The organism is Streptomyces sp. PL-25 (assembly GCF_058344915.1).
Genome location: NZ_CP136997.1, coordinates 7,423,768 through 7,447,371, shown reverse-complemented (window position 1 = coordinate 7,447,371; position 23,604 = coordinate 7,423,768). Strand labels below are relative to the sequence as shown.

The following is a 23,604-nucleotide window of genomic DNA, read 5'->3' as shown; positions in this document are numbered from 1 at the left end:
AGGCATTCCGCTGGTGTCGTCTGGCATTTACCATGCGATGACTCGCAGGCACCTGGTGAATGTGAGATGCCGGGTGTCAGGCACCCCCATCCGGCAGGCGGACGAGGAGCAGGAGCACATGCACGTCGAACACCTCCTGGAGGACGAGTCCCTCGGTCTGCGCCTGCTCTGGGCCGAGGACCCGCTGCTGCGGCGGGAGATCAGCGGGGTCACCGTCACGGATCTGGAGGACCCCGCCCGTTTCGTGCGGCCCGACGAGGTGGTGCTCAGCGGGCTCGTCTGGTGGAGCGCGGACGGCGGCACGGGCAAGGCAGAGCGTTTCGTCTCCGGGCTGAAGGACGCGGGCGCCGCGGCGCTGCTGGCCGGTGAGGAGACCCACGGGCTGGTCCCCGGCGAGCTGGTGGAGGCGTGCGCGCGGCACGGGCTGCCGGTCGCCGGGGTGCCGGCGCATGTGATGTTCCGTGCGATCACCGACACGGTGTACCTGCGGCAGTGGGGCGAACTGGGCCGCCACCGGGCCCTGCCCGAGCATGTGCGCGACCGGCTGGACCGGCTCGTCGCGCGGGGCGAGGGTCCCGCCGCGGTGCTCGCGGCCGCCTTCGCGCAGTGGGACGCGGCCCCGGCGTACGTCCTCACCGCTGCGGGCCGGACCGTGGCCGCCACGCCGGGCGCCGTCCCGCTCCCGCCGCGCGAGGCCGCCGCCCTGCCCGGGAGCGGCAGCGGCGCGACGGTGCCGGTGGAGGCGGACGCCGACGCGGTCGGCGGGTACGAGGGCTGGTGGCTGCATCTGCCGGACGCGGGCGCCGCGCCGCCGCGGCTGCTGCACGAGATCACCACGGTCCTGGGCCGCTGCCAGGAGGCGCTGGCCGCCCGCCGGGCCGCGGAGCGGGACGCGGCGGCCGGGCTCGGCCGGGTGCTGGCCGCGCCGGAGTCCGGGGATCTGCCCGCCGCCCTGCGGGCCTGCGGGCTGCCGGGGCGCGGACCGTACCGCCTGGTCGTGGCCGGCACCGGCACCCGGCACCCGGGGGCGGCCGAGAGCGCGCTGTCGGAGGCGGTGGCCGGAGCGCATGAGGCGGCGGGGCGGCCCGCGCCCGCGTGCGCCGCCGTGGGCCCGCTGCCCGACGGGGGCGCCTTCGCGGTGCTGCCCGAGGAGACAGCCGCCGCGCTGGCGGAGGTCTGGCCGCGGGTGGCCGGATGCGATCCGGGCCTCCTGCACGGCGGGCTCGCCGCGCCCACCGCCGAGGCGGCCGGGCTGCCCGGAGCCCTGGCCGAGGCCCGCTACGCCCTGGCGTCCGCCCGCACGAGCGCACCGGACGCCTCCGGGCTGACCGACGCCCGCGCCCTGACCACGCTCGGCTCGCTCCTGACCGGCATACCGGCCGAGGTGCGCACCGCCTACAGCCGTACGGTCCTCGGGCCGCTGCTCGGCCCGGCGGACGCCTCCGTCGCGCTGCTGCGCACGCTGGAGGTGTTCCTCGCCCACGACGGTTCCTGGGCGCGTACCGCCGAGGCCCTGCACCTGCACGTCAACACGGTGCACTACCGCATCGGGCGCATCGAGCACTTCACCGGCCGCGACCTGTCCAGCCTGCGCGACCGGCTGGACCTGTGGGCGGCGCTGCTGTGCCGCACGGGTCCGGACGGGGCGCCGGCCGCCCGGACCGCCGGGGCGCCGAAGGAGACCGAAGCGGCTAGGTCCGGTCGACGTGCACGCTCGTCGACTTCACGCGCGCGACGACCGTGACCCCGACCGCCAGGTCCAGTTCGTCCACCGCCTCCCGGGTCACCAGGGACACGACCTGGTGCGGGCCCGCCTGGACCACCACGCGGGCCACGACGTCGTCGGCGACGAGCGCGGTGACGATGCCGGTGAAGGCGTTGCGCACGGAGGTCGGCGGGCCGGACGCCGCCTCCCGGGCGTCCTCGGCGGCGCGCTCCTCGGCCAGCCGGGCGAGGCCCACGCCGTCGATCACCCGGTTGCCCGCGCCGTCCCGGCCCATCGGCAGCCGGCCCGCGTCCGCCCACCGCCGCACGGTCTCCGGGCTCACCCTCAGCAGGCGCGCGGCCTGGCCAATGCTGTACGTCGGCACCGTAGAACCCTAGCCCGTCGCCGGGCCGGTCACGGAACCGCGTCCGCGGGGCAGCTCCCGGTCCGGCGGTGCCGTCCGGCCCCGGTTGGGACCGCTCGTACGGCGCCGGTCAGGCGCGGCACACCTGCGCGAACCGCCGGGTGAACACGGACCAGGCGGCGGCCGACGCCGTCTCGTCGGCCACGGCCCGCGCGTGCAGCCGGTCCGCGTCGAGGCCGCGCTCGGCCAGGTACGCCCGGTCCCACGCGGCGACGGCGGCGGCGTCCGCCTCCGGGTGGAACTGCACGCCCCAGGCCCGCTCCCCCACCCGGAACGCCTGATGGGGGCAGTCCTCACTGGCCGCCAGCCAGACCGCCCGGGGCGGGAGTTCAGCGATGGCGTCGACATGCCGCTCGATCGCGGGCACGGTCTCGCCGAGCCCCGCGAGGAGCGGGTCGGCGGCGGCCTCGGGGCGCAGCCGGATGGTGGTGCTGCCGTACTCGGGCGTGCCGTGCGCGGCGCGCACCGTGCCGCCCGCGACCTGGGCCAGCATCTGCCCGCCGAGGCAGATCCCCAGCATCGGTGTGCCGTCGGCCAGGGCCTCGGCCACCAGATGCCGGGTCGCCGGGAGCCAGGGGGCGCGCTCGTCGTCGTCCGGGAGACAGCCGCCGCCGAGCACCAGCAGCGGACGTCCGTCCAGGGTCCCGGGCAGAGCCTCCCCGGCCCAGGGGTGCCGGATCTCCAGGCCGAGTCCGGCCGCGCGCAGCCAGGCACCGACACGGCCCGGACCGCCCCGCTCGGTGTGCTGCACGACCAGCACGGAGCCGGGACGCCGTCCTGCGAGTGCCATGCGCGACTCCCCTGCCGTACGGGTGCGGTGACCGCGTCAGCAGACCAGGGCGCGGTGCGCGGCGTCAACAGGGCGCGGGCGGGGCGACCGTGCGCCAGGTGACGCCGTGGTCGCCGCTGTAGGCGCTCACCGCGTGGCCCGCCCCGCCCGAGCGCAGCGCGTACCGCTGGAGCAGACGGCCCTTGTCGGTGCCGGGCCGCGGTCGGACGCCCTCGCCGGAGGCGGCGAACAGGGCGCGTGCTCGGCCCACTTGGGCCCGCCGGGGGTGCGCGCCGCCGCCCTCTGCCCGTTGAACCCGTGGACGCGCGGGTCCCTTGGCGCGCCGCCTGCTGCCGGCGGCGCCGAGCTTGCCGGAGCGGCCCGGACGCCACCATCTGTTATCGATAGCACCCACCTCATCTTCCCCACATCTCCCCCACTCCCCAAGGCGATTGGTCCGTGCCGAGACCTATTGTTATCGATAACTTTCCCTTACTGTCTTCCTCACCCCCCGTCTCAGAGTCACGAGGAAGCTCCCAGGTGGATCCCATGCCCCTGCACCACTCCCGGCGCTCCCGGCGCACCGGCCGGCCCAGATCCGGTGCCGCCGCCGCGACCGCCGCGCTCATCGCCCTGGGCACGCTGTCGGCCGGCGCCCTGCCGGCCCACGCGGGCCCGGACCGGCCGCCGGCCCCGGCCGCCCCCGCGTCCCCCGAGAACCCGGCCACCCCGGTCGCCCTGAGCGCCGGGGGCCTGACCGTCCGGGTGGCCAAGGAGTTCCCGCAGGTCATCTCGTACACGATGGACGGCAGGACGCTCGGCGGCCAGGCGCGGGTGCTGGACACCTTCACGGTCAACGGCACGGCGCACACCGCCACCACGACCATGAAGGCGTACCGCGCCCAGGCCGTCTACACCTCCACCTTCGCCGACCTGCCCGGCCTCACCATCACCTCGACGATCACCGTCACCGACCGGAAGACGGTCGTCTTCGCGGTCAAGAGCATCACCGGCCCCGCCGCGTCCACCGTCGACCAGCTGGCGATCCCCGACCAGTCGCTCGTCTCGGTCGACTCCTCCTCGGCGCACGCCACCCTGGCGCGCACCAGGATCTCGACGGACTCGACCACCACGGCTGACCAGTTCCTGCCGATCACCGCGGACACCGCCCCGGACAAGGCGGCCGTCGGCACCCCCTACGGCTTCGTCAGCAACGGCGCCCTGTCCGCCGGCATCCTCACCAACGCCACCGACGACTCCGCGCAGGACAACAACGACAACGGCAACAACCGCTTGAAGTCGCGGATCGTGGACGCCGGGAACGGCGCCCGCCGCGCGGAACTGTCCGTCGGCACCTACACCTACGCCCCCCGGGGCGCCACCGACGCGCGGGTGAAGACGTACGCGCTGCCGCAGGCCACCGTCGTGCTCGCCGCCGACGCCAACGGCGACGGACAGGTGGACTGGCAGGACGGCGCCATCGCCTACCGCGCCCGCATGACCCGGCCGCTCGGCGCGGAGCGGGTGCCCGAACGGGTCGTGCAGCACATCCCGTTCAACTTCGCCAGCCAGGCCACCAATCCGTTCCTGAAGACGCTCGACAACGTCAAGCGGATCTCCATGGCCACGGACGACCTCGGCCAGTGGGTGCTGGAGAAGGGCTACGCCGACGAGGGCCACGACTCGGCGCACCCCGACTACGGCGGCAACTACAACGACCGGGCGGGCGGCCTCACCGACCTGAACAAGCTCACCCGCACCGGCGCCGGCTACAACGCCGACATCGCCGTGCACGTGAACGCCACCGAGGCCTACCCGCAGGCCAAGACCTTCAGCGAGGCCCTGGTCAAGGGCCAGGTCAACGGCTGGGACTGGCTGAACCAGTCGTACCACATCGACCAGCGCACCGACCTGGGCAGCGGCGCGATCCTCGACCGGTTCAAGCAGCTCCGCAAGGAGGCGCCCGGCATCAGGACCGTCTACATCGACGCCTACTACTCCAGCGGCTGGCTGGCCGACGGACTCGCCGCGCAGCTGCGGAAGATGGGCTTCGAGGTCGCCACCGAGTGGGCGTACAAGTTCGAGGGCGACTCGGTGTGGTCGCACTGGGCGAGCGACAAGAACTACGGCGGCGTCACCAACAAGGGCATCAACTCCAACATCGTCCGGTTCCTCTCCAACACCGACCGCGACGTGTGGAACGTGGACCCGCTGCTCGGCGGCAGCAGCGTCAAGGAGTTCGAGGGCTGGACCGGCCACGACGACTACGACGCCTTCTACCGCAACATCTGGACCGACAACCTGCCGACCAAGTTCCTCCAGCACTACCAGGTCATGGACTGGGACTTCGGCAGGTCCGCCACGCTGAGCGGCGGGGTGCGGGTGGCGCTCCAGGACGGCCGGCGCCAGGTGTCGATGAACGGCGCCGTCGTGCTCGACGGCGACACCTACCTGCTGCCCTGGGGCGAGGCGAAGGGCGGCGACGGGACGTCCTCGCCGAGCCGCGCCGACAAGATGTACTACTACAGCGGCTCGGGCGGTACGCACACCTTCACGCTCACCGGGCAGTTCGCCTCCACCCGCTCCTTCACCCTCTACAAGCTGACCGACCAGGGCCGGGTGAAGGCCGGGCGGATCACCGCGCACGGCGGGAAGGTGACACTGACCGGCGACAAGGACCAGCCCTACGTCCTCGCGCCGAACGGCGACCGGGCCCCGCACACCGACGCCCGCTACGGCGAGGGCGGCCCGCTGGCCGACCCCGGTTTCAACTCCGGAAACCTGAAGGCGTGGAGCCCGCGCGGCGGCGCCGCCCTCGCCCGCACCGACACCGGTGACAACGTGCTGCGGCTCGGCACCGGCGGTGCCTCCGGCGTCTCCCAGCGCGTCAAGGGCCTCACCCCGGGCAAGCGCTACACGCTGAGCGCCGACGTCGAGGTCGCGGCCGGACAGCGCCGCACCGTCACCCTGGAGGCGAGCGGCCACCGCGTACAGGCGCGCAACGCGTTCGACACCACGCCGCTGCGCAACACCGTGGCGGCCGACGCCAAGCAGGGCACCTACGCGCAGCGCGCCTCGGTCGCCTTCACCGCCCCGGCGGACGGACAGGTCACCGTCGCGCTGGGCGCGGCGGCCGGGACCGCGGCCGTCACCCTGGACGACGTACGGGTCATGGCCGACACCTCGGCGCCCGCGCCCGGCGGTGCCGTCGTCGCCCAGGACGACTTCGAGGGCAACCAGCCCGGCTGGGGCCCCTTCGTGAAGGGCGACGCGGGCGGGGTCACCGACCCGCGCACCAGCATCAGCCGGCTGCACGCGCCGTACAGCCAGAAGAGCTGGAAGAACACCTACTCGCCGTACAACTCCGGCGCCCTGAAGGGCAAGGCGGTGGACGACGTCCTCGACGGCGGCCACTCGCTCAAGGCCCACGAGGAGAACACCGGTCTGGTGTACCGGACCGTGCCCGCGACGGTGCCGTTCGTCGCCGGTCACCGCTACAAGGTCTCCTTCGACTACCAGACCAACCTCGACGGCCAGTGGGCCTGGGTGACCGGCGCCGACCGGATCGCGGGCGGGAAGACCACGGCCCGGGACATCGGCCGGGACACACTCGCCCCCGCCCTGGACACCACGGCGTACTCCAAGGAGATCGTCGCCGGGTGCGGCGACACCTGGGTGGGGCTGCGCAAGCTCGGCGGCGCGGCCGGAGCTGACCTGGTCCTCGACGACTTCCGCGTCACCGACCTCGGCCCGGTCACCGGCGGCGCGGCCTGCGCGAGCGTGACCACCCCCGCGGGCACCGATCTGAGCCCCGGCGTGGCGGGCGAGTACGTCACCTCCTTCACCAACAGCGAGGAGGGCGACGCCACGAACGTCGTCACCCGTTTCGAGGGGCTGCCCTCGGGCTGGACGGTGCAGGTCAAGGAGCGCGACGGCAACCGCTTCGAGCGGGTGAGGCCGGGCGCGACCGTCAGCACCACCTGGGTGCTGACGCCTCCGGCGGGCGCCGCGGGCACCCCGGCGGCGTGGAAGGCCACGGCCGTCTACGACGAAGCGGGCGCCACCAAGACGGTCTCGGCGGACGCGCGGGCCGCGGTCGCGAGCGAGCCGGTCCTCTCGCCGGGCTCGATGACGGCGAGCGCGGACTCGGAGAACCTGTCCTCGGGGGCCGCGGAGGGCCCGGTGTCCAATGTGCTGGACGGTGACCCGGGCACCATCTGGCACACCGACTACACCGAGTCCGAGGCGCCCTACCCGCACTGGGTGACGCTGAAGCTGGGCGGTCCGGCCGACGTGGACGGCTTCGGCTATCTGGGCCGGCAGAGCGGCGGCCAGAACGGCCGGGTCGCGGGCTACCGGGTGGACGTCTCCGACGACGGCACCACGTGGCGGACCGTCGCCGACGGCACGCTCACCGACTCGCCGCAGACACAGCGGATCTCGTTCTCCCCGGTGCGCGCCTCCTCTGTGCGCTTCACCGCGCTGAACGCGCTCAACGGCCAGCCCTTCGCCGCGGCCGCCGAGATGCGCGTGTACGGGGCTCCGGTGGACGCGCCGACGGGGTATCCGCCGGCCGAGCGGTCGTAGCACCGCACGCACCACACGCACCGCATGCGGGGCCTGCCGCGACCGGCTGTTCCATGGCCGGTCGCGGCGGGCCCCTCCGTGCGTCCGGGCCGGTGGTCAGCGGCCGCGGTCGACCTGGGGGCGGTTGTCGTGGAACAGTTCGATGCCCGCGCGCAGCCCGGCCGCCTCGACGGCGGGGGCCGACCGCAGCCACTCCAGCGCCGTCCGGCACGTCGGGGTCTCCTCGACCAGCCCGTAGACGCGCAGATATCCGGCGAGGCGGTTCAGCAGCGCGCTGTCGTCGACGGAGAGCACGGAACCGAAGGCGCCCAGGGGCTCCTTGGCGGCCCGCAGATAGCTGTCCATCTGGTGGAACTCCAGGGCGAGCTGCTTGCGCTCGCTGGAGAGCCTGCTGTCGGGGAGCGCCCGGATGATCGCGCTGGGCTTGCCCTCACTGGCCGGGTAGCTGTCCCCCACGGCCAGTTTGAAGGCGGCCGCCGCCTCCGTGCCGAACGCGCGCAGCTCGGAGGAGATCCACCGCTCCTTCATCGTCTGCTTCGGCGTCTGGGCCTTGAAGGCGCGGGTGACGGAGTCCAGGGCGTGCTGCATCTCGTGCGCCACCGTCGCGGCGAACTCGCGCAGCGCGGAGGCCGGGGCGTCGGCGGGCGGCGGCTTGATGTGCAGGACGCCGCCCTGGGCGGTCAGGTCGTCGATGACGAACTTGGCGCGTGCTCCCTGGTAGGACGTCTGGTCGTCGATCTCCACGGTGACGGAGGACTGTTCCAGGGCGCGCAGCAGCTGTGCGTAGGGGACGGCGAAGGTGGCGCCGCGCTGTTCGCCGGGGGCCGCCTTCTCCAGCAGTTCGGCGAAGCGGTCCGGCGGGAGGTTCTCCTGGGACCAGCGGCCCTTGGAGTAGTCGACCGAGCGCTGGAGCGCCGGGGCGGCGCCGGGATGGGCGGCCGTCGTGTCCTCGGCCGGGCGGTGGGCGGGGGCCGGGCCGCCGAGCACCCGGGTCGCGTTGGCCTCGGCCTCCTGTTCGAAGCGGTCCGAGGGCGAGGAGACCTTCAGCCCCTGGCCGTTGTCGGTGCCCGCGACCGGGCCCCGGCGCTGCTGGACCACATGGGTCAGTTCGTGCGCGAGGGTGTGCCGGTCGCCGCCGCCGTCACCGATGACCACATGGCTGCCCATGGTGTAGGCGCGGGCGCCGAGCGCCTCGGCGGAGCGCCGGGCGTCGGCTCCGGTGTGCAGCCGCACATCGGAGAAGTCCGCGCCCATCCGGGCTTCCATGTCCTTCCTGACCGGCTCGGCCAGGGGCGTGCCGGAACCGCGCAGGACCTCGTCGACGGCGGAGCGCTGGACGGCCGCCTCGTCGGGGGCGGAGCGGTGGCCGCAGTGATCGGAGTGCTGGTGCCGGGCCTCCTCCAGCATCCGGGCCACGGCGGCGTTGCCCGCGGCGCGCTGGAGGGCCAGCAGGGCGGGCCGCTCCCCCGTGCCGGGGCGGGCGGCGGCCGAGGGGGCGGCGGGCGACGGCGCGCGCCGGGTCCTCGGGGAGCGCTCGGCGGGATCCGGCGTCTTGTCATGGGCGTGGGCGGGCATGGGCGAGTCCCTTGTCGCGGCGCGGACGGGCGGTTCCAGAGGTACTGGACGCGGCGCCGTCGCGCCAGAGCCGCGGGGGCACAGTGTGCTGCCCCGGCGGCTCACCCGCGGGCGCGCCGAGGTCGTCCGGCCCGTCGCTCCCGTACGGAAAAGGGCGGGGCCGGGGACGCCGTACGCGTCCCCGGCCCCGCCCTCTCGGTGCTCGGCCCCCCGGCCGGCCCGGGGGGTCACACGGGTTCGGGCTGCGGTTCCGGGCGGGGCACCAGGGCCGGTTCCGGGTCCCAGAGCCTCATGGTCCGGACGTAGCCGAGGATCACCGAGCCCATCGCGAGCAGGAGCAGGGGCCCGAACAGCCACGGCTGTCCGGCCAGCTCGGTCGCCAGATAGCGGTAGGCGACCAGGAGCGCGGCGAAGACCACCGTGCCGTGGACGACGAACCGGGTGGCCGGCCGGTCCCAGCCGCGGGCGAGCGAGCGCATCGTGGCCTCGATGGTCAGCGCGAACACCACACCGGCGACGAGGTCCGCGCCGTAGTGGTAGCCGAAGCCCAGCGTGGCGGTGAGGGTGGCGACCAGCCAGAAGGTGCCCGCCCAGCGCATGGCCCGCGAGCCCTTGCGGGAGTGGATGAAGAGCGTGGTGGCCCACGCGGTGTGCAGGCTCGGCATGCAGTTGCGCGGGGTGATTTCGTCGAACGGCATCGCGTGCGGGGTGCCGAGCGGCGCGAGGGTGTCCGGCCACAGGTCGGCCGTCGCCCAGTGGCCGCCGTCGGGGCCGTAGGCGAAGACCGGTCCGACGACCGGGAAGATCATGTAGATGGCCGGTCCGACCAGGCCGATGGCCAGGAAGGTGCGGACCAGGTGGTGGCTGGGGAAGCGGCGCTCGGCGGCGACGTTGCGCAGCTGGTAGAGGCCGACGAGGGCGGCCGCCAGCGGGAGCTGGCCGTAGACGAGGTGCAGGAGGTGGGAGCCGACCGGTCCGGTGGCCTCCAGGGCGCGGCCGACCAGCCAGGAGGGGTTGCCCAGCGCGTGGTCGGTGGTCGCCACGTACTGGTCGAGCACCGACGGGCGGGTCTTGGAGGTGATGAGCAGCCAGGTGTCACCCGTCTTGTGGCCCGCCACCAGCAGCAGGGCCAGTCCGACGCCCTTGAGCAGCAGCGCGCGCTCCTGGCCGGTGCGCCGGGTGAACGCGAGGACCGCGCAGCCCAGGACCACCCACAGCGCGCCGTTGCCGAAGGCCGGTCCGGCACCGGCCGCCCAGCGCACCAGCAGGAAGACGACGTCGATGCCGAGGGCCGCGCACGCGGCGACGAGCCGCTGCCGCCAGGTCAGCACCACCATCAGCAGCGCGAGCCCCGCGTACAGCAGCGGGCCCGAGCGCGGCGCGAAGACGATCTCCCGGGCCTGGTTGGTGATCGGCCCCGGAACGCCGTATCCGCGTGCGGCGATCTCCAGCGCGACGAGGAATCCGACGACCGCCACGCCCGCGGCGGTCCACAGCACCGCTCGGGCGGATATTCGCTTCGATGTGTTCTTCAATTGTTTAGCCCATTGAGTAGGTTGTGGACGTATTGCTGGCTAATGATGCTGGTTGGCATGGTTTTCCGGTGAAGAACGGGTGATCAGGCCGATGGTCATGAGTTCGAACATGCTAACCGGTGGCCGTTCGCGCCCTTCTCCGGGAGGCGTTCGCGGCAGGTGCCGCCGCGCTCAGGCCGCCGGGTGCGGTGCCTCGGGCGGGGCGGGGAATCCGTACGCGGCCCACCTGCCGGTCACCCGGCGGCGCACGTCCTCGGGGAAGGAGTTCCGGAAGGACGCGGTGACGCCCCTGGTCACGCCCTCGAAGTCGGCGGGGAGCAGACAGCTGACGACGGACTTGCCGCCCCGGCCGCCGCGCACCTCGTCGTCGGTGAGGTAGGGGACCATGGGGATGCCCGGCGCCTCGGGGTAGACGTAGTGGCCGGTGGCGGGGTGGTGGCGGGTGGCCAGGGCCCACACCACCTGGTCGATGTCGGTGATGTCGATGTCGTCGGCCACCAGCAGCACCTTGGGCACCAGCCAGCCGGTGTGGGAGCCGAAGAGCGCCTCGGCGACGGCGTCGGCGAGCCGCCGTTCGGTCAGGCTCGTCGCGGCCAGCTTCCGGGTGTCCACGGCGACCACGATCCAGCAGGTCGCGGCCTCGTAGGAGCACCAGGCCAGCGAGACGGGCAGGCCCTGGGCGCGCAGCCGGTGCAGGCTCGCGGCCGAGATCATGGTTCCCCACACGGTGTGGTTCTCCTCCGGGGGGACGCCCGCCACGCAGAAGGGCAGGATCGGGCGGTCCCGGTGGGTGACGGCCTCGACGTGGAAGACGGGCTGCGGCCTGCCCTCGCTGAAGGCGTACCCGTGGTACTCCCCCATCGGTCCTTCGGGGGCCGTCTCGTCGGGGCTGATGTACCCCTCCAGCACGATCTCGGCGTTGGCCGGGACGTACAGGCCGTTGGTCTCGGTGCGCACGACGTCGACGGGGGTGCCGGTCAGGGCGCCGACGTAGCCGTCCTCGTCCACCTCGGCGGGCAGCGGCATGCCGGCCGCGGCCAGGGCGGCGGGCGGGGCGCCGAGCACCATGGCCCAGGGGGTGCGTTCGCCGCGCTCGCGCCACATCCGGTGGATCATGCCGAGGTGCTGCTGCGGCATGGCCGGGCCGACCAGGGTGGTGGGGCCGTGCAGCATCGCGCGGCTGACCGACCAGCTGGTCCAGCTCCCGTCCGGGGTGCGCACCACATGGAAGCCGTACGTCCCGAAGTACCGCCCGCCGTCCTGCTGGTGCAGCAGCGGCACCGGGAAGCGCGTCAGGTCGACGGCGTCGCCGGTGAGGACGTTCTCCTTGCACGGGCCGGTCGGCACGACCCGCGGGGGTACGGGGGCCGCGTCCATGGCGCCGACGAGGTGTTCGAGCAGGTCGCGCGGGCTGGTGTCGCGCCCCAGGCCGAAGTGGGCGGCGAGGCGCCCGTAGGTCTGCCCCCGGGCACGAGCCGAGTCCTGCGGGGGCGCCGAGGAGGCGGAATCCCTCGTCGCCCTCGGTCAGTCGGCTGAACAGCGGGGCGGGGCTCCTGGTGTCGTAGACGCGCCGGGTGACGGCCGCGGCCTCCAGGGTGGGGCTGACCCGGCTCGCGGATGTCGACCGCGTCGCCGGCGGCGAGCAGTTCGGACACGAAGTCACGGAAGTTGAGCGCGCTGCCGCGTTGGGTCATGAGAGGTCCTTTGCCGGGGACGAGATGGGGGCGGGGGCCGGAGCGGGGGCGGCGCCGGGGGCGGGGTGCGGGGCCGTCTTCATGCCCTGCCAGCGCCGCGCGGTGGGCAGATCCAGGCCGAACTGGTCGAGGACGCGCACGACGATGTGCTCGACGAGGTCGGCGATGGTCTCCGGACCGTTGTAGAACGCGGGGACGGGCGGCATGACGACGGCGCCCATCCGGGTCAGCTCCAGCATGTTCTCCAGGTGCACGGCCGACAGCGGGGTCTCCCGGGCCACCAGGACGAGCCTGCGCCGCTCCTTGAGCATCACGTCGGCGCACCGGCTGATCAGATCGGCGCCGTAGCCCGTGCGGACGGAGGCCAGGGTCTTCATGCTGCACGGTGCGACGACCATGCCGTCGACCCGGAAGGACCCGCTGGAGACCGGCGCGGCCTGGTCGTCCGGCCCGTGGCACACCGAGGCCAGCTCCCGCAGGTCCCGCATCGAGTACGGGGTCTCCCGCGCCAGGGTGGCCCTGGCCCAGCGGCTGACCACGAGGTGCGTCTCGACGCCGAGTTCTCCCAGCGCCTGGAGCAGGCGCACGCCGATGGGCGCCCCGGTGGCCCCGGTCATCGCGACGACGATTCTCACTTCGCCATCCTTCCTGTCACGGTCAGTTATGACGTACACGTCCTACTGCCTCGGACGGTATAGTACGTACACGTCCTGAATCAAATGCGGCGGAGGCGGCACCCATGACCGACGAGAGCGCACCCGGGCCCACTCCCCTGGAGGCGCTCGACGGGCCGGGGCCGCTGGCCCGCCGGCTGAACCAGGTCCACACCCGGCTGTGGTACGAGACGGTGCACCAGGACCTGACGGGGCCGCAGTTCACCGTGCTGAGCCTGCTGGACGCCCACGGCGACATGGACCAGGGCACGCTCGGCGCGCGCGCCCATCTCGACAAGTCGACCGCGGCGCCGCTGCTGCGGCGGCTGCGGCAGCGGGGCCTGGTGGACATCGCCCAGGACGCGGACGACCGCAGGCGCAAGGTGGTGCGCCTCACCGAGGAGGGCCGCGGTCTGGCCGTCGCCCTCGCCCCCCGGGTCACGGCCGTGAGCGAGCGGATCCTCGCGCCGTTCACCCCGAAGGAGCGGGAGCAGTTCCTCGCGCTGCTGCGGCGGGCGGTCGAGCGGTCACCGGACCAGGGCGGCGACACCTAGGGCCCACGGCGATGAGTTCCACCGGTTCGCGGAGTCTCATCCGTGACATCACCGCCCCGGGGAGGACCCCATGGCCCAGTTGCTGAGAGTGCAGAACTTCAACGTGTCGAGCGACGGTGTCGCCGCCGGCGAGGACCAGACCCTGGAGAGGCCGTTCGGGCATGTCGACCCCGAGCGGCTGTTCGCCTGGGCCGGTGCCACGGCGAGCTGGCCCCGGCGCACCGAACCCGGCGGCAGCCGGGGGCTCGACGACTACATGACGCGGGACTTCGGGAACAACATCGGCGCCGAGATCATGGGCCGCAACAAGTTCGGGCCCCAGCGCGGGCCCTGGCAGGACCACGAGTGGCAGGGCTGGTGGGGCGACGAACCCCCGTTCCACACACCGGTGTTCGTCATGACCCACCACGAGCGGCCGTCGATCACCCTGTCCGACACCACCTTCCACTTCGTGGGCGGCGAACCGGCCTCGGTGCTGGAGCGGGCCCGGGAGGCGGCGCGGGGCAAGGACGTGCGGCTGGGCGGCGGGGTGACCACCGTCCGGGAGTTCCTGGACGCCGGCCTCGTCGACACCCTGCACGTGGCGGTCTCGCCGGTGAAGCTCGGCTCCGGGCTGCGGCTGTGGGACTCGCCCGACGACCTGCTCGACCGGTTCCATCTGGACGTCGTGCCCAGCCCGAGCGGCGTCACGCACCACCTGTTCTGGCGCAGGTAGCCCGGACGGCCCGCGCGGCCGGACGGTCCGGGACCGGCCGCGCGGGTGCCGTACCGCCCGGCCACGGCCCCGCTCCCCCGCTCCCGGGCGGTCCCTGGGCCGGGGTCAGTCGTCGAGGTTGCGCATCCACCGGTCGACGTAGGCGCGGTGCTCGGGTACGAGCGCTCCGGCGGGGAACATCAGCGAGGTGACGTTGGCGCCGACGGCCATGCCGATGATCTCGCCCGCGAGCATGTGCACGGCGGGCGCGTCGGGTGCCTCGCCCCGGCCGCGCGCCTCGGCGATCCGCGCGGCGAGCCTGCGGCGCCACTCCATGAGGTGTTCGCGGTAGAGCGTGGCGAGGTCCTCGTTGTCCAGCGAGTGCTCCCACAGCGCGAGCAGCACCCGGGCGGAGTCGATGCGGTACTGGTCCAGCGGCAGGGTGGCCTCCAGGTCGCGCCGCAGCGCCTCCCTGGGGTCGGGCGCCGGTTCGCTCGCGACCATCCGCTCGTTCATCTCCGCGAGCACGCTCTCGAAGGTGGCGGCGACGATGCTGTCCTTGCTGGGGAAGTAGCGCTTGAGCGCGCCGTTGGCGAAACCCGCCTCGGCGACGATGCTCCTCATCGTCGCGGCCTCGAACCCGCCCTGGATGATGAGCTTCTTCGCGACCGCGACGATTTCCCGGCGTCGCTGATCGTGGTCGATAATCTTCGGCATAGTTGTTCCTACGGTACTGGCGATCGGCTCGCCGTACGTAGTACCGGCACAACGAAGATCGGCGTCCGGGCCTCCGGGCCGCCGTGGCACGACACCGGCACCGGGCGTGGGCGGCCCGGTGCCGGTGTCAGGGTGTGCTCGTCGGGGCGGGGGTCAGCGGACGGTCACCTGGAAGACCGGGGAGGCCGTCGCGCCGCTGACGATGCGGAGGTCGTTCCTGCCCTTCAGGCCGAGCTTGACGCCGAGCGAGTAGGAACCGGTCCGCGAGGTGTTCATGGACGCGGGCAGGCTGACCCACGTGCCGTGCTGCTTCTGCTGGAGGGTCACCTTGCTGCCCGCCTTGAGCCCGGTGGTCCGGCCCGTGACCCGGAACAGCTCCCAGGCGCGGACGGAGGTCGCCGACGGCGTGGCCGTGATGCCGGCCTTGGCGGCCACGGACTTCTGTGCGACGACTCCGGAGGCCGCGACGGGAGCCGCGGTGGCTGCCGTCGCGGTGCCCGCGAGGGCGAGGGAGGCCGCGCCGAGAACACCGACGACGGCCGTGCGCAGGGAGCGCCGCTTCGAGACCATCACAGATCTGCCCCTTTTCTGATCAGAACCGCGTTTCGCACCGACCGTCACGATCGTGCCGAACGGCGCACTCATCAGTTACGACGACGCCCCGGGCGCGGGCGTTCATCGGCGCTTTGTCCTGGTCTTGTAACAGCGTGTGCGACAGCGACAGCGACAGCCGCGGCGGGCGCGGCTCCGGCTCTACCGCTCGGGGCTCCGCTCCGCGGCCGTGACACGGCCGGTGTCCCAGTCCAGGCGCAGCACGGCGAGGTCGTCGGTGTGCCGGTCGGCGTTGAGCGTGCGGGTGCGGGCGATCAGCCGGTCGAGGTGGGTGCCGGGGTCGGGATCGTCGATGGTGTCGATGATGCGCAGCAGGCCCTCCACCCCGAGCCGGGCCTCGGTGCTGTCCGCGAACCCCTCGATCAGGCCGTCGGTGTAGACGATGAGCCCGCCGCGGGGCGGGAGTTCGAGGGTGGTGGGGGTCCACTTGCCCAGTCCGGGGGCGATCCCGAGGGCGATGCCGTGCGCGGCGGTGACCTGGCGGGTGCCGTCCGGGGTGACGAGCAGCGGTTCGTGGTGGCCGGCCAGGTGCAGGGTGAGGGTGGCCGCGTCCGGGTCGAGGGTGATGAGGGTGCAGGTGGCGAACAGGTCGCTGCCGGTGCGCTCGGCGATGTGGATCTGTTCCAGCAGGGTGAGCAGGTGCTGGTCCCGGTGGCCGCCGAGGGTCAGGGCGCGCCAGGCTATGCGCAGGCAGACCCCGAGGGCGGCCGCGTCGGGGCCGTGCCCGCTGACGTCGCCGATGACGGCGTGGACCTGTCCGTCGCCGGTCTGGACGACGTCGAGGAAGTCGCCGCCGAGCAGGGCCTGCGCCCGGCCCGGGTAGTAGCGGCTGGAGGTGGTGACGACGGTGGAGGACAGCAGCGGTTCGGGCAGCAGCCCGCGTTCCAGGCGGGCGTTCTCCTCGGCGCGCAGGCGTCCGATCTGGAGGGCGGCGTTGGCGCGTTCGGCCTGCTTTCGCTGGATGGCGTAGCGGACGGCGCGCTGCATCAGGTCGGGTTCGACCTTGCCCTTGACCAGGTAGTCCTGGGCGCCCGCGGCCAACGCGTCGACGCCGGCGCGGGGTTCGTCGAGTCCGGTCAGGACGATGATGGCGGCCTGGGTGTCCGGCTCGATCGCCTGGACCGTCTCCATTCCTGACGCGTCGGGCAGATGGAGGTCGAGCAGGACGCAGTCGACGGGGTGCGCGGCGAGCGCGCCGCGCGCCTCGGCGGCCGTGCGGCAGCGGGTGAGGGTGTGCGGCAGGTCGGTGTCGTAGAGGAGTTCCTCGACCAGGAGCGCGTCCCCGTCGTCGTCCTCCACCAGCAGGATGCGGAACCGGTCCACGCGGCCGGCGGCTCGGTCGGTCACGGCGGGATCGGTCACGGCTGGGGCGTTCCCTCCGGGGACTCCGGGCGCCCCGGGGACGGAACGGTGGGCGGGGGCTCCGGTCTCTGCTCGGACGCCGTGTCCGCGGCGGCGACGGGGAGGGTGAAGATCACGCGGGTGCCCAGTTTGTAGTCGGGGTCGATCCGGATCCTTCCGCCGTGGAACTCCACGACCTTCTTGCACATGGCCAGTCCGATGCCGGTGCCCGGGTAGGCGTCCTTGGTGTGCAGCCGCTGGAAGATGACGAAGACCTTCTCGCGGAACTCCGGGGCGATGCCGATGCCGTTGTCGCTGACGGCGAACTCCCAGGTGCCGTCGTCCTCGGAGGCGCTGACGTGGACGTGCGGCGGGTGGTCGGGGCTGCGGAACTTGATGGCGTTGGACAGCAGGTTCTGCCAGAGGATGCCCAGCTGGGTGGCGTCCCCGACGACGGTGGGCAGCGGGTCGTGGGTGATCTCGGCGCCGGTCTCCTCGACGGCCACGCCGAGGTCGTCGAGGGTGCGGCCGAAGACCGACTCCAGGTCGACGGAGCGGTGGTCGTTGTGCACCCGACCGACCCGGGAGAAGGCCAGCAGGTCGTTGATGAGGGTCTGCATGCGGTTGGCGCCGTCGACGGCGAACGAGATGTACTGGTCGGCTCTGTCGTCCAGTTGGCCGCCGTAGCGCCGTTGCAGCAGCTGTGTGAAGCTCGACACCTTGCGCAGCGGTTCCTGGAGGTCGTGCGAGGCGACGTAGGCGAACTGCTCCAGTTCCGTGTTGGAGCGGCGCAGGTCCTCCGCCTGTTCGTCCAGCAGGGTGCGGGACTCCTCGCTGAACTGGAGCTCCTTCACCAGGCGCAGCCGCATGGACTCCACGTCCTCGGCCAGCCGGCGCAGGTCGGCGGGCCCGGTGCCGGTCAGGGCGTGGTCGAAGCGGCCGCCGGCGACGTCCCGGGCGTCCGCGCTCAGCCGGCTGAGCGGACCGGTGATGCCGCGGCGCAGTCCCTCGAAGACCAGCGCGGCCACCAGCACGATGACGACGGCGATGCCCGCGAACGTCCAGTTGCGCAGGGTCACCGCCTGCCTCAGGTCGTGGACGGCCGCGGCGTTCTCGCTCTGGAGATGGGACTGCTGGCGGGACATCGCGGAGCGCAGCGCGTCGAAGGCGCCCTTGCCGTCCCTCGCCCGCTGGGTGGCGAGCCGCACGGCCTCCTCGGCGGAGGCGGCGGCGACGGGACGGGCCACGCGCCGCTGCCAGTCCTCGGCCAGCCGCTCGACCTCGGCCAGGTCGGCACGGGCGCGGTCGTCGTCCGCGACCAGGGCGCGCAGCCGCCCGAGCGCGGCCTGCTCGTCGCGCACGCCCTGGGCGTAGGGCTGGAGGAAGTCGGTGCGGCCCGACAGCCCGTAGCCCCGGATCCCGGTCTCCTGGTTGACCAGGCCCTGTTCCACCCGCAGGGCCTGGACCAGCGCGGGCGAGCGCCGGTCGACCAGGTCGGCGGTGAGCTGTGAGGTGCGCCACGTGGCCCAGCCGCCCAGCGATCCGAGGACCGCGAGGGCGGCCAGGGTGGTGAGGACCCCCGTGCGCAGCCAGCGGCGGGTGGTCCAGCCGGAGAAGGCACCCGCGGTGTCCGACGGCTTGCTCTGCATTCCGGCTCGTGTCTCTCCCTCAGCGGTTGCGGCCGCGGTCAGGCGCGGGCCAAGCACACTGTACCCACCGTCCGCCAACACATGTTGTCCACGGTGAGATCGACGCCTTAGCCTTGCCGGTGCCCGGTCCGGTTCGGTCCGCGACCGGGCGGAACAGCTACGACGCATCTCTCATCCGCCGCCCACCCCCCGGAGCCCGTGACTCATGGCCGCCGCCACCATCCGCCCCCACGACGTGCTGCTGGTCGAGGACGACATCGCCGACGCGATGCTCATCCAGGACGCCCTCGCCGAGCGGGGCACCCGCAACCTCACCCAGGTCTCCGACGGGATCGCGGCCCTGGACTACCTGCGCGACACGGCCAACGAGCGGCCCGATCTGATCGTGCTCGATCTCAACATGCCGCGCATGAACGGCCGGGAGTTCCTGGCCGTCGTCAAGGAGGACCCCGATCTGCGGACCATCCCGGTCGTCGTCCTCACCACGTCGGCCGCGCCCGACGACGTCACCGGCGCCTACCACCATCACGCCAACGCCTATGTCACCAAGCCGGTGAACCTGGAGGAGTTCGAGGCGGCGGTCCGCAGCATCGACTCCTTCTATCTGGACATCGCGGTCAAGCCTCCGAAGGAGTAGTGAGGACGGGCGGCCGCCGGCCGCCCTCCGACGTGCGCGTTACCCCATTCGGCCGCAGACTGGAGGAGCCTTGCCGCGTGCCGTCGGCCGGGCCGGGTGAAGGGTCCGCTGGTGCTCCCCTCGGGAGGCTCCATGGTTCTGGTAGCGCTGTGCACGCCGATCGCGATGTTGCTGCTCCTGCTGGGGATGGACGCTTTCGAGGAGCTGCTGTCCAAGTGGCCGACCGAGTCCGACGACGAACCCCCGGCGCCCTGACCGACCGCCTCCCGGCCGGTCCGCCGCCGCGCCCCGGCGGGCGGCTCCGCCTTGCGGTCCCCGTCCTCGCAGCTCCGCCTTGCGGTCCCCGTCCTCGCGTGCCTTCGGCGCGGGAGGGCGGGGTCAGGCCCGCGGCGGGTTGCGGCGCGGGGTGAGGGTGGCGTGGGGCAGGGCCGGGGCGGGCAGGCGCGCTCCGGGACAGCCCTCGACGGCGCCGAACCGGTCGGACGCCTCCTCCCACTCCTGCCGGGCCCGGACGATGTCCGCGTGGCTGCGCCCGACGAAGTTCCACCACATAGCGAACTGCATCAGCATTTCCGCACGTCAACGGCGTGTTTGGTGCCTGACGGTCAGCAAACTGTCAGCATCAGTCACGGGAGTCGGTCGGCCGTGGGGCAAGCTGCGTTGGTTCGTGGGATGGGGTCGTTTCTCAAGGAGTGTGAGCATGCGCGGTCGCGGTGGTCGAAGTGTCCGCACGCTTACAAGATCCGTTACCGGTCGGCGGCCGGGCGTCAGGTGGAGGAATCCGGGTTCGCGACCCACGAGAAGGCCGTCGGGCGTTTGACCGAGGTCTACAACGCCAGGAAGCAGGCCGGCCCGCGGAGCAGGACGAAGGCGGAGCGGGTCTCGGGCTCCCTGCTGGAGCACCACATGCTGCCGCTGCTGGGCAGCCGGCGGATGGACACCTTCGACCACGAGGTCGTCGAGGGCTTCGTCCGGGCGATGGAACGCGGTGGTGTCGGCCTGGCCACCCAGGCCAATGCCTTCGACAAGCTCAAGGCGACCCTCCTGGACGCCCATCGTCTGGGCCTGTGCGAGGAGCACCCCCCTGACGGGGGTGAAACCGCCCCAGTACGACCCGAAGCGTGCGGTCATCCCCTCACCTGAGCAACTGCGGCAGATACGCACCGCCGGTGACGATCGTTTCCTGCTGATCGCTGATCGCTGATCTGATGAGCGGCTGCGGCATGCGCAACGGCGAGGCCGCCGCCGTCAACCTGCGCGGCATCGTCGCTGACGACGTCTATCGGGTCACCGAGCAGGTCAACCAGACCACCGGCCATTACGCCCGCCTCAAACACCGCAAGAACGGTGAATACCGCGACGTGTCCCTACCCGCCCGCGTCTAGGACACGATCGAGTGGTATGCCGACAAGCGGGCTTTGCCCCTTGATCCTGGACACACGAGACACTGGATCCTGAGGATCTGAGAATGGACATCTCGTGGTCATGAAGAAATATCCGCCGCAGTTCAAGGCGGACGCGGTCGCGCTGTACCAGTCGCGGCCCGAGGCGACGATCCGGCAGGTCGCCGCCGATCTGGGCATCAACCCCGAGACCCTGCGGAACTGGGTGCGGGCAGCCGGCGCGAGCCGTCCTCGGGGACGCCGGGCGGAGGTGTCGACCGAGCCACCGACGCCGTTGGAAGCGGAGAATGCCGCTCTGCGCAAGAAGGTCCGCGAGTTGGAGGAAGAACGCGAGATCCTGCGCAAGGCGGCGAAGTATTTCGCCGGGGAGACGCGCTGGTGAACCGCTTCCAGTTCGTTGCCGACCACCACCGCCGCTACGGCGTGAAGCGGCTGTGCACCATCCTCGGCATCGCCCGCTCCAGCTTCTACTACTGGCGTCGGACGGCCGCGGACCGGGCCGCCCGGCAGGCGGCCGACGCTCGCCTCGCCGCCCGGATACGGGTCGTGCACCGCGAGTCGGACGGCACCTATGGCGTTCCGAGGATCACAGCCGAGCTCCGCGAAGCGGGTGAGCACGTCAATCACAAGCGGATCGCGCGTGTGATGCGGGGCGCCGGTCTGGCGGGCGTGCGCTTGCGCCGCAGGCACCGCACCACTGTTGCGGACCCGGCCGCGGCGAAGGCCCCGGACCTCGTCGGCCGCGACTTCACGGCAAGCGAGCCGAACACGAAGTACGTCGGCGACATTACCTATCTCCCGCTGGACGGCGGGAAGTTCCTCTACCTGGCCACCGTCATCGACCTCGCCTCACGCCGCCTGGCCGGCTGGGCCATTGCGGACCACATGCGCGCTGACCTCGTCACTGACGCCACTGACGCACTGGCCGCCGCCGAACGGACCCGCGGCAGCCTCGCCGGAGCGGTCATGCACACCGACCACGGGGCCCAGTACACCAGCCGGGTCTTCGCCGACGCCTGCCGCCAAGCCGGCGTCCGCCAGTCCATGAGCGCAATCGGCAGCTCCGCGGACAACGCCCTCGCCGAGTCCTTCAACGCAACGTTCAAACGCGAGACGCTTCAGGGCCGCAAGCACTGGTCCAGCGAACGTGAGGCCCGCCTCGACGCATTCCGCTGGCTCAACCGTTACAACACCCGACGCCGTCACTCCCGCCTCGGGCAACGCAGCCCGATCGCTTACGAGACAGCGTCCGAAACAACATCAACTACGCTGACACCAGCCGCATAACCCGTGTCCAGGATTCGGGGTCAAGGCCCAGCACGGCACCGTCGACGGCTACCTGTTGCGCCACCCCAGGATCCGTCCCGGCCGTTCCCGCACTACTACCTCGGCAACCAATGGCAGCGGATCAAGAAGGCCGGCGAAGTCGACATCCCTGTCGGCATGGTGATCTACAGCTACCGGCACCGATACGCGGGTGATACGGCGAGGCTCCCGCCTCGGTGGCTGTCGTTTGGATCACGCCGACCCGACAGCCGGCCTAAGGCACCGGTGCCGGCTCCGTCATCGAACCGGCTGTGCGGCGGGGCAGTACGTGTCGTGCGCAGGTCGCCTCCCGACGACCAGATAGTCGTTCACGGCGTCGTTCCCGCAGGCGTTCGCGCCCGACAGGTAGGCCACGTGGCCGCCCTGGTCGATCGTGACCATCCGGGCCCGTTCACCGAGGGCCCGACGCGTGCGGAGCGCCCCGGGCAGCGGGGTCGCCGGATCGCGGAGGTTTTGCACCATGAGCACGTCGGAGGGTCCCCGATCGGTGATCCTCACCTTCGGCTCCGAGGGGGCGGCCCAGAAGGCGCACGGCCGGATGTTGGCGGTGAACGCGCCGTACATCGGGTGGCGCACGCGGTCGACCGTGACGTTGTGCCGATAGGTCGCGAGGTCCTTCGGCCAGTGGGAGTCGCCGCAGATCACCCCGAGGTAGGCGGCGGGGTAGTTGTCGCTGTACGCGCCGCCGCCGGGGTCGGCGGAGCCCGGCGGCGGCTGGTTCGTGTCCAGGGCGTGCCAGATGGCGGCCAGGCCGGCGAGGTCGCTGTCCGCGCGGATCATCGCTGCGGTGACGACGCGGAACGTCGTGCCGTCGTATCCCCGTACGGGCTTGTCGTCGAGGCGCGCGGCGAGCCGGAAGTACTTCTCGCGCACCGCGGCCGGTGTGCTGCCCAGGTGGTATCGCCGGTGTGCGGCGGCGGCGAACTCCGCGAAGTCGGGGAAGCGCGTCTCGAAGCCCGCGCCCTGGCCGCGCAGGGCCTCGACGTCGTAGCCCTCGGGCGGCAGGCTGCTGTCGAGCACGACGCGGTCACCGTGGCCGGGGAAGAGGGTGGTGTACACGGCGCCGAGGTAGGTGCCGTAGGACTCGCCGTAGTACGAGATCCTCGGCACGCCCAGGGCCGCTCGGATCCGGTCCATGTCCCGCGCGGTGTTCGCGGTGGTGATGTACGGCAGCAGGTTCGCAGTCCTCGCCGTGGTGCACTGTGCCGCAAGGCTCTTCGCGGCCGCGGCCTGCCTCGACACGTCAGCCGCGCTGCCCGGGTCGGGCGGGTTAACCGCCGCCTCACCCTGGGCCCTGGTGAAGCCACAGCTCAGAGGGGTGCTGTGGCCGACACCGCGTGGGTCGAACCCGATCACGTCGTAGCGGTCGCGCACCTTCTCGGGCAGCTTCATCAGGACGGGGACGTGGAGCCCGGGCAGGCCGGGGCCCCCGGGGTTGAGCAGGAGCACGCCGCGCTTCTCAGCCGGCTTTCCGCTCGGCAGGCGGGACACCTCGACGTCGATCGTCCGCCCGTGAGGGTGGCGGTAGTCGAGCGGCACCGCGAGCTTCGCGCACTCCAGCGCCGCCTCCGCCGGGCCGGGGCACTCGCCCCACCGCAGCGGTGGCCGGGACGGCGTGTCCGCCGCGGTCGTCCGCGACGTGCACGAGGTCGCCGCCGCCGCCATCATAATGGCGAGCACCGTCGGCCAGGTCCTGCGCATGATCATTCCCCTCGCTTTGCCGGGACAG

22 protein-coding genes and 1 pseudogene are annotated in these 23,604 nt (G+C 72.6%); 9 read left to right on the top strand and 14 right to left on the bottom strand.

From position 1 onward, the window contains the following. The first annotated feature begins 118 nt into the window (after positions 1 to 118). Complete coding sequence (locus tag R4Z62_RS32840) at positions 119 to 1,744, top strand: helix-turn-helix domain-containing protein (protein ID WP_491521961.1); 1,626 nt, start codon at positions 119 to 121, stop codon at positions 1,742 to 1,744. On the opposite strand, the gene R4Z62_RS32835 is transcribed toward R4Z62_RS32840, so the two are convergent. From R4Z62_RS32835 to R4Z62_RS32825, 3 genes are all read right to left on the bottom strand, one after another. Then, positions 1,692 to 2,090, bottom strand: a complete 399-nt coding sequence (locus R4Z62_RS32835) for a TOBE domain-containing protein (protein ID WP_491521711.1) — start codon at positions 2,088 to 2,090, stop codon at positions 1,692 to 1,694. The genes R4Z62_RS32840 and R4Z62_RS32835 overlap by 53 nt on opposite strands. Before the next feature lie 109 nt (positions 2,091 to 2,199). Beyond that, the gene (locus R4Z62_RS32830; protein WP_064537006.1) at positions 2,200 to 2,919 is read right to left on the bottom strand and encodes a type 1 glutamine amidotransferase; all 720 of its coding nucleotides are present in this window, start codon (positions 2,917 to 2,919) and stop codon (positions 2,200 to 2,202) included. Positions 2,920 to 2,983: 64 nt separating this feature from the next. Further along, entirely contained in the window at positions 2,984 to 3,169 is a 186-nt protein-coding gene (locus R4Z62_RS32825) for a hypothetical protein (RefSeq protein ID WP_491521710.1), read from the bottom strand. A gap of 278 nt (positions 3,170 to 3,447) precedes the next feature. On the opposite strand from R4Z62_RS32825, the gene R4Z62_RS32820 reads away from it, so the two are divergent. Further along, complete coding sequence (locus R4Z62_RS32820) at positions 3,448 to 7,485, top strand: endo-alpha-N-acetylgalactosaminidase family protein (RefSeq protein WP_491521960.1); 4,038 nt, start codon at positions 3,448 to 3,450, stop codon at positions 7,483 to 7,485. Between the two features lie 96 nt (positions 7,486 to 7,581). Here the strand turns inward: R4Z62_RS32820 and R4Z62_RS32815 are convergent, their stop codons facing one another. The 5 genes and pseudogenes from R4Z62_RS32815 to R4Z62_RS32795 all read right to left on the bottom strand — a co-directional run bounded on the left by R4Z62_RS32815 (position 7,582) and on the right by R4Z62_RS32795 (position 12,954). Continuing rightward, entirely contained in the window at positions 7,582 to 9,060 is a 1,479-nt protein-coding gene (locus tag R4Z62_RS32815; protein WP_491521709.1) for an eCIS core domain-containing protein, read from the bottom strand. A 227-nt stretch (positions 9,061 to 9,287) separates the two neighbouring features. Beyond that, positions 9,288 to 10,559 (bottom strand): phosphatase PAP2 family protein, encoded by a 1,272-nt coding sequence (locus R4Z62_RS32810; RefSeq protein ID WP_107440745.1) that lies wholly within the window; start codon positions 10,557 to 10,559, stop codon positions 9,288 to 9,290. A 207-nt stretch (positions 10,560 to 10,766) separates the two neighbouring features. Next, positions 10,767 to 11,996, bottom strand: a complete 1,230-nt coding sequence (locus tag R4Z62_RS32805; protein ID WP_491521959.1) for a UbiD family decarboxylase — start codon at positions 11,994 to 11,996, stop codon at positions 10,767 to 10,769. 133 nt (positions 11,997 to 12,129) lie between these two features. Next, positions 12,130 to 12,258, bottom strand: a pseudogene (locus R4Z62_RS32800) (hypothetical protein); the annotation flags it as partial. A 27-nt stretch (positions 12,259 to 12,285) separates the two neighbouring features. Next, positions 12,286 to 12,954, bottom strand: coding sequence for a UbiX family flavin prenyltransferase (locus R4Z62_RS32795; RefSeq protein ID WP_491521958.1), 669 nt, complete (start codon positions 12,952 to 12,954; stop codon positions 12,286 to 12,288). 74 nt (positions 12,955 to 13,028) lie between these two features. Here R4Z62_RS32795 and R4Z62_RS32790 point away from each other — a divergent pair, with 74 nt between their 5' ends. Together R4Z62_RS32790 and R4Z62_RS32785 are read left to right on the top strand one after the other, a co-directional pair. Further along, positions 13,029 to 13,496, top strand: coding sequence for a MarR family winged helix-turn-helix transcriptional regulator (locus R4Z62_RS32790; RefSeq protein WP_491521708.1), 468 nt, complete (start codon positions 13,029 to 13,031; stop codon positions 13,494 to 13,496). Positions 13,497 to 13,566: 70 nt separating this feature from the next. Beyond that, positions 13,567 to 14,211, top strand: a complete 645-nt coding sequence (locus R4Z62_RS32785; RefSeq protein WP_355481863.1) for a dihydrofolate reductase family protein — start codon at positions 13,567 to 13,569, stop codon at positions 14,209 to 14,211. Positions 14,212 to 14,316: 105 nt separating this feature from the next. Here R4Z62_RS32785 and R4Z62_RS32780 read toward each other — a convergent pair whose 3' ends face one another. From R4Z62_RS32780 to R4Z62_RS32765, 4 genes are all read right to left on the bottom strand, one after another. Then, the gene (locus tag R4Z62_RS32780; RefSeq protein ID WP_385502323.1) at positions 14,317 to 14,907 is read right to left on the bottom strand and encodes a TetR/AcrR family transcriptional regulator; all 591 of its coding nucleotides are present in this window, start codon (positions 14,905 to 14,907) and stop codon (positions 14,317 to 14,319) included. A 153-nt stretch (positions 14,908 to 15,060) separates the two neighbouring features. Beyond that, positions 15,061 to 15,477, bottom strand: coding sequence for a hypothetical protein (locus R4Z62_RS32775; protein WP_491521707.1), 417 nt, complete (start codon positions 15,475 to 15,477; stop codon positions 15,061 to 15,063). Between the two features lie 183 nt (positions 15,478 to 15,660). Further along, on the bottom strand, positions 15,661 to 16,881 hold the full coding sequence (locus R4Z62_RS32770; protein ID WP_491521706.1) for a PP2C family protein-serine/threonine phosphatase: 1,221 nt from the start codon (positions 16,879 to 16,881) through the stop codon (positions 15,661 to 15,663). Further along, positions 16,878 to 18,509 carry a sensor histidine kinase gene (locus R4Z62_RS32765; protein WP_491521705.1) on the bottom strand — a complete coding sequence of 544 codons (1,632 nt, stop codon included), beginning with the start codon at positions 18,507 to 18,509 and terminating at the stop codon, positions 16,878 to 16,880. Before R4Z62_RS32765 ends, R4Z62_RS32770 begins: the two co-directional genes overlap by 4 nt. 205 nt (positions 18,510 to 18,714) lie before the next feature. Here R4Z62_RS32765 and R4Z62_RS32760 point away from each other — a divergent pair, with 205 nt between their 5' ends. Both R4Z62_RS32760 and R4Z62_RS32755 read left to right on the top strand, forming a co-directional pair. Next, positions 18,715 to 19,146 carry a response regulator gene (locus tag R4Z62_RS32760; protein ID WP_064536994.1) on the top strand — a complete coding sequence of 144 codons (432 nt, stop codon included), beginning with the start codon at positions 18,715 to 18,717 and terminating at the stop codon, positions 19,144 to 19,146. A 132-nt stretch (positions 19,147 to 19,278) separates the two neighbouring features. Then, entirely contained in the window at positions 19,279 to 19,401 is a 123-nt protein-coding gene (locus R4Z62_RS32755; RefSeq protein ID WP_018569737.1) for a hypothetical protein, read from the top strand. A 123-nt stretch (positions 19,402 to 19,524) separates the two neighbouring features. Here R4Z62_RS32755 and R4Z62_RS32750 read toward each other — a convergent pair whose 3' ends face one another. Further along, positions 19,525 to 19,710 (bottom strand): hypothetical protein, encoded by a 186-nt coding sequence (locus tag R4Z62_RS32750; protein WP_382848656.1) that lies wholly within the window; start codon positions 19,708 to 19,710, stop codon positions 19,525 to 19,527. Positions 19,711 to 19,962: 252 nt separating this feature from the next. Between R4Z62_RS32750 and R4Z62_RS32745 the strand changes: the two genes are divergently transcribed. The 3 genes from R4Z62_RS32745 to R4Z62_RS32735 all read left to right on the top strand — a co-directional run bounded on the left by R4Z62_RS32745 (position 19,963) and on the right by R4Z62_RS32735 (position 21,836). Next, positions 19,963 to 20,289 carry a hypothetical protein gene (locus R4Z62_RS32745; protein WP_491521704.1) on the top strand — a complete coding sequence of 109 codons (327 nt, stop codon included), beginning with the start codon at positions 19,963 to 19,965 and terminating at the stop codon, positions 20,287 to 20,289. An 80-nt stretch (positions 20,290 to 20,369) separates the two neighbouring features. Beyond that, the gene (locus R4Z62_RS32740) at positions 20,370 to 20,531 is read left to right on the top strand and encodes a hypothetical protein (protein ID WP_491521703.1); all 162 of its coding nucleotides are present in this window, start codon (positions 20,370 to 20,372) and stop codon (positions 20,529 to 20,531) included. 94 nt (positions 20,532 to 20,625) lie between these two features. Further along, positions 20,626 to 21,836 (top strand): IS3 family transposase gene (locus tag R4Z62_RS32735; protein ID WP_491521702.1). Its coding sequence is split into 2 segments (ribosomal slippage): positions 20,626 to 20,911 and positions 20,911 to 21,836, totalling 1,212 coding nucleotides; the frame shifts between segments, so codons are not numbered across the junction. A 276-nt stretch (positions 21,837 to 22,112) separates the two neighbouring features. Here R4Z62_RS32735 and R4Z62_RS32730 read toward each other — a convergent pair. Further along, positions 22,113 to 23,576: an alpha/beta hydrolase gene (locus R4Z62_RS32730; protein WP_491521701.1), complete on the bottom strand. Its 1,464-nt coding sequence runs from the start codon at positions 23,574 to 23,576 to the stop codon at positions 22,113 to 22,115. Positions 23,577 to 23,604: the final 28 nt, after the last annotated feature.

Coding starts and splice junctions, on each gene's coding strand:
- R4Z62_RS32820 (WP_491521960.1), top strand. CDS start 3,448: ATGCCCCTGCACCACTCCCGGCGCTCCCGGCGCACCGGCCGGCCCAGA.
- R4Z62_RS32750 (WP_382848656.1), bottom strand. CDS start 19,710: ATGCAGTTCGCTATGTGGTGGAACTTCGTCGGGCGCAGCCACGCGGAC.
- R4Z62_RS32760 (WP_064536994.1), top strand. CDS start 18,715: ATGGCCGCCGCCACCATCCGCCCCCACGACGTGCTGCTGGTCGAGGAC.
- R4Z62_RS32840 (WP_491521961.1), top strand. CDS start 119: ATGCACGTCGAACACCTCCTGGAGGACGAGTCCCTCGGTCTGCGCCTG.
- R4Z62_RS32740 (WP_491521703.1), top strand. CDS start 20,370: ATGCGCAACGGCGAGGCCGCCGCCGTCAACCTGCGCGGCATCGTCGCT.
- R4Z62_RS32775 (WP_491521707.1), bottom strand. CDS start 15,477: ATGGTCTCGAAGCGGCGCTCCCTGCGCACGGCCGTCGTCGGTGTTCTC.
- R4Z62_RS32765 (WP_491521705.1), bottom strand. CDS start 18,509: ATGCAGAGCAAGCCGTCGGACACCGCGGGTGCCTTCTCCGGCTGGACC.
- R4Z62_RS32785 (WP_355481863.1), top strand. CDS start 13,567: ATGGCCCAGTTGCTGAGAGTGCAGAACTTCAACGTGTCGAGCGACGGT.
- R4Z62_RS32830 (WP_064537006.1), bottom strand. CDS start 2,919: ATGGCACTCGCAGGACGGCGTCCCGGCTCCGTGCTGGTCGTGCAGCAC.
- R4Z62_RS32790 (WP_491521708.1), top strand. CDS start 13,029: ATGACCGACGAGAGCGCACCCGGGCCCACTCCCCTGGAGGCGCTCGAC.
- R4Z62_RS32755 (WP_018569737.1), top strand. CDS start 19,279: ATGGTTCTGGTAGCGCTGTGCACGCCGATCGCGATGTTGCTGCTCCTG.
- R4Z62_RS32780 (WP_385502323.1), bottom strand. CDS start 14,907: ATGCCGAAGATTATCGACCACGATCAGCGACGCCGGGAAATCGTCGCG.
- R4Z62_RS32815 (WP_491521709.1), bottom strand. CDS start 9,060: ATGCCCGCCCACGCCCATGACAAGACGCCGGATCCCGCCGAGCGCTCC.
- R4Z62_RS32730 (WP_491521701.1), bottom strand. CDS start 23,576: ATGCGCAGGACCTGGCCGACGGTGCTCGCCATTATGATGGCGGCGGCG.